Source organism: Streptomyces sp. NPDC032822 (assembly GCF_055578825.1).
This window is the reverse complement of record NZ_JBVIOL010000027.1, coordinates 19479-31600: the sequence shown is the minus strand read 5'-3', so window position 1 is coordinate 31600 and position 12122 is coordinate 19479. Positions and strand designations below refer to the sequence as shown.

The following is a 12122-nucleotide window of genomic DNA, read 5'->3' as shown; positions in this document are numbered from 1 at the left end:
CGGGGGTCGTCCACGGTCCGTCAGGAGGCGGCGGCGGATCAGTCCTTGACGGCGCCGGCCGTCACACCGGCGGCGACGTACCTCTGGGCCAGGACCAGGATGACCGCGGCGGGCAGCGAGGCCACGACGGCGGTGGCCATGATGGCGTTCCACTCCTGGTTGTTGTTGCCGATGTACTGGTAGATGCCGAGGGTGATCGGCTGGTGCGTGCCGCCGGCGGCGAGGGTGCTGGCGAAGACGAAGTCGGACCAGGACCACAGGAACGCGAACAGTGACACCGTGACGATCGCGTTGCGGCTCATCGGCAGCACGATCGACCAGAAGGTCCGCAGGGTCCCGGCGCCGTCGGTCTTCGCGGCCTGGAGCAGTTCGCCGGGGATTCCGGACATGAAGGCGGTGAAGATCAGTACGGCGAAGGGCACGGCCAGTGTCGAGTCGGCGACGATCAGACCGGGGACGGACTGGAGCAGGCCGAGGCTGAGGTAGATGGCGTAGAAGCCCATCGCCATGATGATGCCGGGGATCATCTGGGCGACCAGCAGCACGAACCCGAACACGCCGCCGCCGCGTGGGCGCAGTTTGGCCAGCGCGTAGCCGGCGGGCGCGGCCAGTGCCACGGTCAGCGCGACCGTGCCCAGGCCGATGACGAGGCTGGTGGTGAGGTAGGGCAGTTGCTGGTCGAACACGGCGCGGTAGCCGTCCAGGGTGCCGTGTACCGGGAACAGGTCGGGGGGTGACTTGCGCATGTCCTGGTCGCGGGTGAAGGAGACGTTGAGCATCCAGTAGACCGGGAAGAGCATGACCGCGGTCAGCAGGAGGCCCAGGCCGGTCCTCCACCCCGTACGCGTGAGGCGGTTCATGACGTCCTCTGCTTTCGCTCGACCCGCAGGTAGACCAGGCCGAAGACCAGGGCCGCGATGACGAGCAGGTTGCCGACGGCCGCTCCGGGGCCGAAGGCGGGCAGCAGGTTGCCGAAGCCGAGTTGGTAGGACCAGGTGGCGAAGGTGGTGGAGGAGTCCGCCGGACCGCCCTTGGTCATGATCCAGATGATGTCGAACACCTTGAGCGTGTAGACGAGCCCGAGGAGAAGGGTGATCGCGGACACCGGGCGCAGCAGCGGGAAGGTGATCCGCCAAAAGCGCTGCCAGGCGTTCGCCCCGTCGAGGGCGGCGGCCTCGTGGAGGCTGGTGGGGATGGACTGGAGGCCGCTGTAGAGCACGACCAGGTTGAAGGGGACGCCGATCCAGATGTTCGCGATGATCACGGACGGCAGTGACCAGTCCGGTGAGGTCAGCCAGTTGACCGGGCCGATGCCGACGATGCGCAGGGCGGTGTTCACGATGCCGGAGTCGCTGTTGAGCATCCACGACCAGGTGGAGGCCGACACGATGAGCGGCAGCAGCCACGGTATGAGGAACAGGGCCCGCAAGGTGGCGGAGAGCCGGAAGTGCTGGTTGAAGAAGACCGCGAGGGCCAGTCCGATGGCGTACTGGAAGGCCAGGCAGACGGCGGTGAACACCGCGGTGTGCAGGAGCGCGGGTGCGAAGGTCGGATCGTCGAAGACGGTGCGGTAGTTGGCGAGTCCGGTGAAGGGGGCGTCGCCCTGGACGAAGGAGCGGACGGTGTAGTTGCGCAGGCTCAGATCGAGGTTGCGGTAGAGCGGATAGGCGTAGAACAGGGCGAGGTAGAGGGTGACCGGGGTGAGGAAGGCCCAGGCGGCCCACTGCGGTGAGGCGGGGTGGTGCCGTGCCGCGGCGCGGTCCGGGGCCGGGGCGGTGGAGGCCGCCTCCTTCCCTTCGCGCGCCGGCGGCCGGTCGGGCACGTGTGTGGTGCGGTTCATCAACGGGCCTTCCGTGCCGGCTACTTGACGGCAGACTGGGCGGCCGTGAGCGCGTCCTTCGGTGACTGGGCCCCGCTCAGCGCGGACTGGACCGCTTTCCACAACTGCTCGGAGATCTTCGGGTACTTGGTGCCCAGGTCGTCACTGGTCCGCCCCTTGGCCGCCTTGACTGCCTGGACCCAGGGCGTCAACTCGGCGTTGGCCGCGACCTGTTCGTCCTGGATCTCGCCCGTGGGGGCGACATAGGAGAGCGTCGTGTCGGTGGCGAGGAGGTTTCTTCCGCTGGTCAGGCAGGAGATCAGTTTCTGGGAGGTGGTGTAGCGGCCGGTGTCGCCCTGGACGGGGACGGTGACGAACTCTCCGCCGGTCGGCGCCGACGCCGTGTCCCCTGCGGAGGCCGGGATGGGCAGGACTCCGTAGTCGAAGCCGGCCTTCTGCGCGTTGGCCAGTTGCCAGGTGCCGTTCTCGGCGAAGGCGTAGTCACCGCTCGCGAACTCCTGCCAGCTGGTGGTCTGGGTGTTGTTGATGACCGAGTTGGGGGCGTAGCCCTTGTCCAGCCAGCCCTTCCACAGCGACAGCGCCGCAACAGCCTGCGAGGAGTCGAGCGCGGTCAGTTTCGCTTCCGAGCCCCAGAACCAGGGCAGGAACTGGAAGCTGCCCTCCTCGGTGCCGATCGCCGAGAACGTGATGCCCTTCTTGCCGGCCTTCGTCGTCTTGTCCAGCGCTGCCGTCAGCGTCGGCCAGTCCTTGACGGAGGCGATGTCCACCCCGGCTTCCTTCAGCACCGCCTTGTTGTAGTAGAGGGCGAGGGTGTTGGCGCCGATCGGTGTGCCGTACGTCTTTCCGTCCGACTGGCCGGCCGCGAGGAGGTTGGGGTCCACCTTGGAGGTGTCCAGTTTGTTGTCGTCGGTGGTGGTGAGGACGCCCGCCTCGGCCAGGGTGGAGACGACGGGGTTGTCGACGATCAGCACGTCCGGCGAGTTGTCCTGCTGCGCCGCGAGCAGTGTCTTGTTCGTCAGGTCGCTGGTGTCGAAGGCCGTCCGCTTGACCTTCACACCCGCCTTGCTGCCGCACCCGTCCAGCAGCTTCGCCCAGGCCGACCCTTTGGCGAACTGCGGATACGGGTCCCAGACGGTGTAGGTACCGCTGCCCGGCGTCTCGGCAGAGGTGCCACCCGAGCCGGAGGAGCATGCGGTGGTGCCGGTGGCGACGGCGGCGAGGGTCAGGGCCGCGGCGGTGAGACGCCGCGTGGTGGGTCTGTTCATGGCGGTTCCTCTGTGTTTTCGGGCAAGGGGGTGCCGTATGAGGGGCGGTCCCGCCTGCGGGGCCGGTGGAGAGGGAGAGGTGTGACTAGGAGTGGGGGCCGGCCGGTCCGGTGCTGGACCGCAGCGAGATCGGGGGCGCGAGCAGGTGATGGCGTGGGGTGGCCTCGGGGTGGTCGAGGCGCTCGATGAGCAGGTCGACGGCGAGCCGGCCCATCTCCGCCGCGGGTACGTCCGCCGCCGTGAGCTGCGGGGTGACTGTCTCCGCCCACCGGCCGGCGACGACTCCGGTGACCGAGAAGTCGCGCGGCACATGGCGGCCGGCTTGGGCCAGCCCGCGGTAGAGGCCGCCGAGCGCGGCCTCGTTCAGTGTGACCAGGGCCGTGGTGCCCGGGTCGTCGTGGAGTATCCGCTCAAGACATGCCTGGCCTGAGGGGGCGTCGTCGCCGCAGCAGTACGTCCTGGCGGTGAGTCCGCGCTCCGCCGCGGCCTTGGTGAATCCGTCCAGCCCTCGGTGGGCGGATTCGTACCCGGCTCGCATCAGCGGCTCGGGCCGGTTGACGAAGGCCAGCCGGCGGTGGCCCAGGTCGGCGAGGTGGTGGACGCAGGCCGCTGCCAGCGCGGTGTGGTCCAGGCCGACCCACCAGGTCCCTTCCGGGCGGGCGGTGCGGCCGATGGCCACCGAGGGGAAGTCCAGTGCGGCAAGGTGATCGGCCCGGTCGTCCTGCAGCCTGATCTCCATGAGGATCGCTCCGTCGACCCGGCGCTCACCCAGCAGTCGCTGGAAGGAACGGTCGCTGTCCACGCCGCTCGGTGAGAGCAGGACGTCGTAGTCGTAGGCCGCGGCGGCCTCCGTGACGCTGCCGATGAAGTCGAGCTGCATGCCGGTGTAGTGGTTGCCGGCGGGCGGGAAGACCAGGCCGATGGTGCTGGTCCGGCCGTTGGCCAGGGCGCGTGCACTGGCGTTGGGCCGGTAGCCCAGTTCATCGATGACCTGCTGGATCTTCCGGCGGGTCTCGTCCGACACCGGGCGCTTGCCGCTCAGCGCGACGGACACGGTGCTCCGCGAGACACCGGCCCGCCGTGCGATCTCGCCGATGTTCACGGGGCTCCTTCGTCGAACCGGTTCGTTGGCGGGCCGGCTGTCGAACCGGTTCGCGTGAAGTGAAGTTAGGAGCGTTCGCGATCGGGTGTCAACGCCTGGAACCGAACTTTTCCCCCGAGCCGGAAGACCGGTCCACGGTATTGCCGCCCTCTTTTGCTCGGTGCTAGCTTCCCCGAACCGGTTCGACAGAGCACCGAGCCACTCTGACGCGTCCCCCGCGAGCCCTTCACCGCCCATAGGCACCCAGAGCCCTGCACGAATCGAACCGGTTCGACGTATTTCCCTGCCTCTCCGCCACCCCGCACGGACACCATGGAGACCCCAGTGAGACGAAGAAGAAGGACGGCAGCCGGCACCATCACGACGGCCCTGCTCGCTGCCCTGCTCGCCCTGCCCGTCGCCGGCACGGCCCGCGCGGCGGAACCAGAACAGCTCACCATCGACCTCGCCACCGACACCGGTGCCTTCCACGGCGGTGCCTCCGGCTCGCTGTACGGCGTGTACGGCGACGGGGCGCCCAGCCACAACATCCTCGAAGGCATGCACGTCCGCACGGTCTCCACGAAGGCGCAGGACGGCCCTCAGCACCCGGGGGCGGACGCCCTGGAGATCCTGCCCTCGTTCGTGGACTCCGGCGGCAAAGACGTCTACATCTACATGACCGACATCTACCGCGGCTTCCCCTACCAGTGGCCGGGAGCGGACGGCCCAGCGCGGCTCGCCGACTTCGAGAAGAAGATAAAGAAGCAGGTCCAGCAGGTCCTGACCATGGACGACGCGTACCAGGACAACGTGGTCTACGTGCCCTTCAACGAGCCCGAAGGGAACATGTTCGGCACCGGGGAGTGGAGCTACAACAGGGTCTCGTGGCTGAACGATCCGCAGCACTACTTCGCGGCCTGGAAAGAGGTCTACCACCTCATCAAGGGCCTCGACCCGCACGCCCGTATCGCCGGCCCCAACACCAGCGTCCTCTACGACCAGGTCAAGGGCTTCCTGGAGTACGCCAAGGCCAATGACGTCGTCCCGGACGTGATGACCTGGCACGAACTGTCCTCACCCGCCGCGGTCCGCACGAACGTGGCCAAGTACCGGCAGATGGAGAAGGACGTCGGCATCAGCCCGCTGCCGATCAACGTCAACGAGTACGGCCACAACTACCACCTCTCCGTGCCCGGTCAGGTCGTCCAGTGGGTCTCCGCCATCGAGGAGTCCAAGATCGACGCCGACCTGGCGTACTGGAACATCGACGGCAACCTCAACGACTCTGCGGTCGAGGCCAACAAGGGCAACGGCCAGTGGTGGCTGTTCAACGCCTATGGCCAGATGTCCGGCCACACCGTCGAGGTGAGCGCTCCGCACCCCAACCAGCAGTACACCCTCCAGGGCGTCGCCACCCTCGACCAGAGCAAGAAGCAGTCCCGAGCACTGTTCGGCGGCAAGAACGGGGACGCGGACGTCGTCTTCAAGAACATCGATCGCCACCTGTTCGGCACGACCGTGCACGCCAGCGTCCAGGAGATCCCCTGGACCGGACAGGTCGGCGACTCGGCCCAGCCTCTGCGGCTGGCGGACCGGGAACTCGCCGTCGGCGCGGACGGCACCATCACCCTGCCGATGACGGGCATGAACGAGATGTCGGCCTACCAGGTCATCCTCTCCCCCGGCGGCAACGGCGGCTCACCGGCCAAGCCCTCGGTCGGCTGGCGCCAGACGTACGAGGCCGAGAACGCGACCTACTCCGGCGGCGGTTACTCCAAGAACGGCCCTGAGGGCTCGCCCTCCGATGTCGGCAAGTTCGCGACCTCGGGCACCTACAACGTCGGCGGACTGCGCACCGGCTCCGACGGAGTGCTCGCCTTCGACGTGGACGTACCGCAGGACGGTACATACGACCTGAGTGTCTTCGCCAACTCCTACAACCTCTATGACCTGGTGAAGGAGCAAGGGCCCACCAATGTCTTCCTGCGCGTCGACGGCAAGCGCCCACAGGAGTTGCGGCTGCCGCTCGGATACAAATGGGTGGTCTGGGGCCACACCGACACCACGGTGAAGCTCACCGCCGGCACACACCGCATCACGCTCGCCGCCAAGGACGCGGACCTCGGTCTCACCCGGGGCGACGCCATCATCGACAAGATCGACCTGTCGTTGCGCGACAAGCACGTGACCGCGCCCGCGATCTACGAGGCCGAGTACGCCACCCTCGCCGGAACCCAGCCCCGCTACACCCGCTCCGGTGCCTCCGGTCCCGGCACCGTCCCCCTCGGTAAGAAGGACTCCGCCACCTTCTGGGTGCACGCGTCCGCCGACGGTGAGGCGACCGTGTCCGTCGACCACTTCGGCGGCGGCCGGGCGAACCTGTCCCTCAACGGCGAGCAGCTCGACGTGCCCAGGATCGGTGGCGCCAGGAAGGGCACGGACCGGGTCCGTGTCTTCCTCTCCGGCGGCATCAACAAGATCACCGTCACCGGCGCCTCACCCGGCCTCGTCCTGGACCGGTTGAGAGTCGCCCCCTCCAGCGGCAGCCTGACAACCAAGACCTACCAGGCCGAGGACGGCACCCTGACAGGTGCCGCCAAGGTGACCGACGCCTACACCTTCGCCACCGGCGGAAAGTCGGTCACCGACATCGGCGACGGCCCGGCCAACGCACTCGCCCTCGACGTCGTCGCCGGGCGGTCCGGCCGGCACGCACTGACCATCCGCTACTCCAACGGCGAACAGGCACCCGCCACCCACTACAACCCCGACCCCATCGCCCGCCACGCCGACCTCTCGGTCAACGGCGGGCCGGCGCGCAGGGTGCTGTTCCCGACGACGTTCCACTTCAACAACTTCTGGGAGCTGACCGTCCCGGTCACGCTGAAGAAGGGCAAGAACCGGCTCACCTTCACGTCCCAGGAGCTGCCCGACTTCAACGGCGACACCTACAACCAGTTCGACCAACGATCCCCATACACACCGGTCATCGACCGGATCGCCGTCACACCGCTCGCAGCGCGATAGCCCGACGGACGGCCCGGGCCCCAGACACCCCGGGCCGTCCTTCCGACACGGACGAGATCGCCCCGCCGCAGGTGGAGACATCGAGGCGAATGTGGGGGCGCATCGAGGCGGTGGTGCCCGACGAGATCGACACGTCCCTGCCGGTGGGCTCGTGGCGGCGCCTCGCGCTGAGTGCGCCGCACTGGGAACCGGACACGGTGGACGGGAAGGCGTACGTGTTCTGCGTACTGGAATACCTCCACCGGATGCTGCGCCGACGGGAGGCGTCACCTCCCTCACCGGCGGCGAGGCCCGGCTCAGGGATCTGCACGTCACGATCGCCTCGCTGCTGGTCGCGCACAGTCGCAACGTCGGTTACAAACCGAGGGCCTGGTAGACGGCGGTGGTATGGCACGCGGCCCGCTGCGAGCCGGGAATGTCGGCCCCCATGTCGTGCGTGGCCAGTGAGGTCCTGCCTGTTGAGTCAGGAGGTCCACTGCTCGCAGTACTCGATGTGGACCTCGCGGGCGTCGCCGAGAATGCCGTCGTTGGAGTGGAGCTCCGTGCAGAAGTACGGGTAACTCGGATGCACGGGGACATAGCCAGGACCGTTTCGGGCGACATCGAAGAAATGCCGGGCGGTTTCCCTGAAGACCTTCGCGCTGCCCGTCATGAACAGGGTCTCGGCGTGCAGATGCTGGTGGAACAGGTCTCGGTTCTCGCGGTAGTGGCGGGCCTCGGGGTCCACGACGCCTGCGTCGGTGCGGCCTGCGCCGGGCAGCGTCACGGTCTGCGGACGCCCCGGGCCCAGGCGCCCGCGTACGTCCTTCCAGCGCGACGGCGAGAACTGCAGCGAGTGGTGCAGCAACACGAGGTCAAGCTGACGAGTGCCGTCTTCGGGCAGGTCGCGGGCAGGGGCCGGGTTGCCTCGCATGGGCAGGTGGACCAGAGCGTTCCGTGAGGAGGCAGCGAGCTCCCACAGCCCACCGATGCGCTGAGCCGCGTCCTGATCGAGGTAGGCGTTCAGGTGCCGGTCGTGGTCGACGAGCACGGCGCGGGCCAGAGGGCGGGCCGGCCGGATCACTTTGAACTCCGTGGATCCCAGACGTGCTTGGTGGATGGTGATCGGCAGCTTCACTTGTTCTCCGGGACACGAGGACGGACATCGGGGGCGCAGGCCGCCGGCTCTGAACACGAGAACGGGCAGCAGAAGTACTACTTCGGGAGGCGGTCCCAAGGGCCGCCGCATTCGCCTTGTTCACAAGCTGCGGCAGCACCCTTCACCAGGTACTCAGTGGCGGTACGCGGCTGTCGCGAGCTCGATGAACGATCGGATCAACGGGTTGGTGTCACCCGCATTCCACGCCCCCACCACACGGCTGGGCGCCATGTCGATCAGCGGCACCACGGCCAGCTCTGCGGACAGATCGTGCCCGAGCGGGGCCAGGCCGACCGTGCCGTTCCACAGCACGGCCTGCAGACATTCCTGGACGACGCGCACAATGGGGCCCTCGCGCGGCTCGCCGCCGTTCCAGTACGACTGCCAGACCGGGTCGGTTCCCTGCGGGAACTGGAACCAGTGGCGCTCACCCAGGTCGGCCAGGCACAGCCGGTCGCGGCAGGCCAGCGGATCATCGGCGCGCAGGACCACGCCCACCGGATCGGAACGCAGCTCACGTACCGTCAGGGCGGTCTCGTCGAACGGCGCCCGCGTCAGGGCGACGTCGACCAGTCCGGCGCGCAGCCCGCACGTCGGATCGGTCAGGTCGGTGTCGCGGATGCGGATGTCGACACCGGGGTGGCTTCGACGATAAGCGGCGGCCAGCCTGGTCACTCCCGGGTCAGTACTGTCGCCCAGGATGCCGACGGTGATGGTCGCGGCGCCGGCCGCCGCGCTCACGCGTGCGCGGACGCGGTCGGCCTGGTCGAGCAGGGCCCGCGCCTCATCGAGCAGCACTACGCCCACCGGGGTGAGCGTGACACCGGCGGACGAGCGGGCGAACAGCAGGGCACCGATCTCGGTCTCCAGCTGTTGGATCGCCCGGCTCAGCGGCGGCTGACTCATGTGCAGTCGCGTGGCGGCCCTCCCGAAGTGGAGTTCCTCGGCGACGGCCACGAAGTAGCGCAAGGTACGTAGCTCCACGCTGCAACGATACCCAAGCGGTATCGGCGTTACGGAAGGGGTCTTGGACACCCGCAGCGCTCGGGCGGTGGACTTGGAGCATGGCCGAAGAAGCGAAGACCAGTGCGCCCCAGGGTGATCCAGCCATATCGGTGATCGGTCCCGACGACGGCGAGATGATCCTCTTGGGCCCCACGCGCAGGCGCGCCCTCGAAGACGGCAGCCATAGAGGGCACCGCCTCGCCATCACCGAGCCCGTCCTCGCCCCGCGCACCCCCCACCGCAGCACCGCCATGCACGGCACGACGAGGGCTTCTCCATCGTCTGCGGCACGGTGCGCTTCACCGTCGGGGACAAGGGCTACGACGCCACCACGGGCACGATCGTGATGGTCCCGCCCGGCCGTCCCCCACCTGACCGGCGCAGCCGGGTCGCTCCCACCTCTCACCCTCCGGCTCGCTCAGACGACAACTCTGGCCTTCTCCAGGGGTTGCCCTGGCAATCGACGGGTCACCTGCGACCGGTGACCACGAACGGGACTCATGAACATCGCGTACTGGATCGTCGCCGGACCGCTCGCCCTCTTCTACCTCTACGCAGGCGCGCTAAAGATTTTCCGTAGCCGAGATCAACTCCGCCCGATGATGGCCTGGGTCGATCGCATACCCCTGCCCGCCGTCAGGGCGCTGGGGACGGTCGAAGTACTCGGCGCGACCGGGCTGATCCTGCCGCCCCTGACCGGCATCGCGGCGTGGCTGGCACTGGCCGCGACCATCGGGTTCGTGCTCCTGCAGATCGGTGCTATCGCCGTCCACCTGACCGGCGAGGACCGCCGGATCACACTCAACGTCGGGCTCATCGCCACTACGGCCGTGGCCATCTGGCCGGCCACCGCCTGGCTGTGATCGAGCACGGTTCTCGACCGATGGACGCGGCTACGGGCCGGCCGCGCCCCACAGCCGCTGTCATCAGACGGGCAGTGCGGAGATCCTCGGTAGCACCTTTTCAGCGACGTCGAGCAGAACGCTGTCGTCCGGGAGGGCTCCGGACGTGCTCCACACGGTGATGTCGCAGTAGCCGCCCCGGTCATCACGGTCCAGGGCCACGGTCAACGTCCTGGCCAGAGGGCCTTGCTCCACTGGTCCGCCGGATCCGCCGCTCCCGAAATCGATCTCGATCTTCATGGTGTGATCCGAGGAGAAGACCGCGGGCCGGCCGAGAACCCTGAGCGTCTTGATGTCCGTCTCATTCCCGAACTCCATCAGCTTGACGTACTGGTCGGTCGACAGCTCGTTGTAAGTGGCCGAGACATTCACGGTGTACGTGTCGAAGGCGATCTGCGCCTCCGGCTGGGCGACCTTCCCATCGGTCAGAGGAGCGGTGCCGCTGGTGCCGGAAGCAGTGGTCGCCGCCTCTCCAGGTGTTCCCAGGAGGTCGGCCAGGTCGGGCCGGTTGAGCGCCTTGCACAGCTCTTCACCGGTCACCGGATGGGGCGTCTGCTTGTAGGCCTTCGGCAGTTTCTCGTGCGACCCGTCCGCACACGAGGCGGGCTGCTGCAAGGCGGTGTTCTCGGTCGGCATCAGGCGGGGGGCCGCCCACAGCGCGACGGCGATTGCCCCGAACACCGCCAGCGCCGCCACGGCCTGGCCCCATACGTTGGGCTCCTTCTCCGGGGCAGCCGGGCCGGGACGGGGCCCCGTTCCTGCCTGAGCCTGCGCCTGCGCCTGGGGCTGGGGCTGGGGCTGGGGCTGGACGGCAGCATCGGCCCCCGGCCCGTCTGCGGAGGCTGCCGGACTCGGGTTCCGGCGTGCGCGCAGAGCCCGGACCACCGTGTAGACGCGCACGGCAGTGAACACGAGGAACACCACGCCGAGACCGGCCGCGACCCCATCGCGATCGTGGACGGCGAGATACATGATGCGTACGCCAAGAACGGAGCCGATCACGATCAGCAGGGGCTCGCGCACCCAGAACGGCAGAAGACGGAGGAGGAAACCGAGCATCGGATGATCACACCACACCCGTCATGGTGGAAGACACGGTTCCGCGTACGTGCAGGGCCTGTCGAAGCAGGAGGCGCGAAGCCGACGACCCCAAGGTCCTGTTCTGGACAACAGCGGTGGCAGGCGCTCGTGGCCAGTTCGACGGGACACCATCTTTCAACTCCGTTGGGTGTCCCCGCCGTTGATGAGTTGGGATCCTTGACCTCCGGCCGGGTGGAGGAGGGCACGTGAGTGTCGAGGAGTCGTGGGGCAACATCGAGCGCTGGATAGCCCGGCATGCGCCGGAGGAAGACCCATTGCCGGCTCCGTGTACGCGCGCAGACCTGGATGCCTTGTACGAGTCTCTCGGAGGACAGCTGCCGGATGATGTCGAACGCTCACTGCTACGTCACAACGGGTCAGGCCTGACCGTGATCCTCCCGCCCGGGTTCACGCTCCTGGGCGTCGAGGACATCCTCAGGGAGCGTGCGGCCTGGTTGAAGTACGCGGCGCCTGATGACTCAAACCTGGCAGAAGGAGACAAGCCCTTCCTCGTGCCGTTCGCGATGTTGAGCGTCATCCAGCTCCTGGTCGACATCAGGACAGGCCGTATCGGCGAGTGGGACATCCAGCAGGGCTTCGCCTGGGAACGTGATCCACGCTGGTGCTCCTTCACCAGTGCCCTGGACATCGTCGGGAACCTGCTGGCCTCGCCGCCTCCTTGGATCGCGATACTGCCGGGCGATGAGGAGTGGGAAGTAACCGACAGGGACCCGGATTTTCCCGGGACGCTCGTATGGACCGAAGACCCCGTCGACTGACC

Annotated in this window: 10 protein-coding genes and 1 pseudogene; 4 read left to right on the top strand and 7 right to left on the bottom strand. The window is 67.9% G+C overall.

Features of this window, described 5'->3' with window-relative positions:
• Positions 1 to 38: 38 nt before the first annotated feature.
• The 4 genes from ACZ5VD_RS40100 to ACZ5VD_RS40085 all read right to left on the bottom strand — a co-directional run bounded on the left by ACZ5VD_RS40100 (position 39) and on the right by ACZ5VD_RS40085 (position 4207).
• Positions 39 to 860: a carbohydrate ABC transporter permease gene (locus ACZ5VD_RS40100; RefSeq protein ID WP_468554334.1), complete on the bottom strand. Its 822-nt coding sequence runs from the start codon at positions 858 to 860 to the stop codon at positions 39 to 41.
• Positions 857 to 1840, bottom strand: a complete 984-nt coding sequence (locus tag ACZ5VD_RS40095; protein WP_468685380.1) for a carbohydrate ABC transporter permease — start codon at positions 1838 to 1840, stop codon at positions 857 to 859. Before ACZ5VD_RS40095 ends, ACZ5VD_RS40100 begins: the two co-directional genes overlap by 4 nt.
• A 20-nt stretch (positions 1841 to 1860) precedes the next feature.
• Positions 1861 to 3105: a sugar ABC transporter substrate-binding protein gene (locus ACZ5VD_RS40090; RefSeq protein ID WP_468554336.1), complete on the bottom strand. Its 1245-nt coding sequence runs from the start codon at positions 3103 to 3105 to the stop codon at positions 1861 to 1863.
• An 85-nt stretch (positions 3106 to 3190) separates the two neighbouring features.
• Entirely contained in the window at positions 3191 to 4207 is a 1017-nt protein-coding gene (locus tag ACZ5VD_RS40085) for a LacI family DNA-binding transcriptional regulator (RefSeq protein ID WP_468554337.1), read from the bottom strand.
• Positions 4208 to 4531: 324 nt separating this feature from the next.
• Between ACZ5VD_RS40085 and ACZ5VD_RS40080 the strand changes: the two genes are divergently transcribed.
• On the top strand, positions 4532 to 7216 hold the full coding sequence (locus ACZ5VD_RS40080; RefSeq protein ID WP_468685378.1) for a cellulosome protein: 2685 nt from the start codon (positions 4532 to 4534) through the stop codon (positions 7214 to 7216).
• Positions 7217 to 7679: 463 nt separating this feature from the next.
• On the opposite strand, the gene ACZ5VD_RS40075 is transcribed toward ACZ5VD_RS40080, so the two are convergent.
• Positions 7680 to 8333, bottom strand: a complete 654-nt coding sequence (locus ACZ5VD_RS40075; protein WP_468685377.1) for a hypothetical protein — start codon at positions 8331 to 8333, stop codon at positions 7680 to 7682.
• Between the two features lie 153 nt (positions 8334 to 8486).
• Positions 8487 to 9338, bottom strand: coding sequence for a LysR family transcriptional regulator (locus tag ACZ5VD_RS40070; protein ID WP_468685376.1), 852 nt, complete (start codon positions 9336 to 9338; stop codon positions 8487 to 8489).
• An 80-nt stretch (positions 9339 to 9418) separates the two neighbouring features.
• Between ACZ5VD_RS40070 and ACZ5VD_RS40065 the strand changes: the two are divergent.
• Both ACZ5VD_RS40065 and ACZ5VD_RS40060 read left to right on the top strand, forming a co-directional pair.
• A pseudogene (locus ACZ5VD_RS40065) lies at positions 9419 to 9726 on the top strand (cupin domain-containing protein); the annotation flags it as partial.
• A gap of 133 nt (positions 9727 to 9859) precedes the next feature.
• The gene (locus ACZ5VD_RS40060) at positions 9860 to 10222 is read left to right on the top strand and encodes a DoxX family protein (protein ID WP_468685375.1); all 363 of its coding nucleotides are present in this window, start codon (positions 9860 to 9862) and stop codon (positions 10220 to 10222) included.
• A gap of 63 nt (positions 10223 to 10285) precedes the next feature.
• Here the strand turns inward: ACZ5VD_RS40060 and ACZ5VD_RS40055 are convergent, their stop codons facing one another.
• The gene (locus ACZ5VD_RS40055; RefSeq protein WP_468685373.1) at positions 10286 to 11320 is read right to left on the bottom strand and encodes a DUF6215 domain-containing protein; all 1035 of its coding nucleotides are present in this window, start codon (positions 11318 to 11320) and stop codon (positions 10286 to 10288) included.
• A gap of 227 nt (positions 11321 to 11547) precedes the next feature.
• Between ACZ5VD_RS40055 and ACZ5VD_RS40050 the strand changes: the two genes are divergently transcribed.
• Positions 11548 to 12120, top strand: a complete 573-nt coding sequence (locus ACZ5VD_RS40050) for an SMI1/KNR4 family protein (protein ID WP_468685372.1) — start codon at positions 11548 to 11550, stop codon at positions 12118 to 12120.
• The last annotated feature ends 2 nt before the right edge of the window (positions 12121 to 12122 follow it).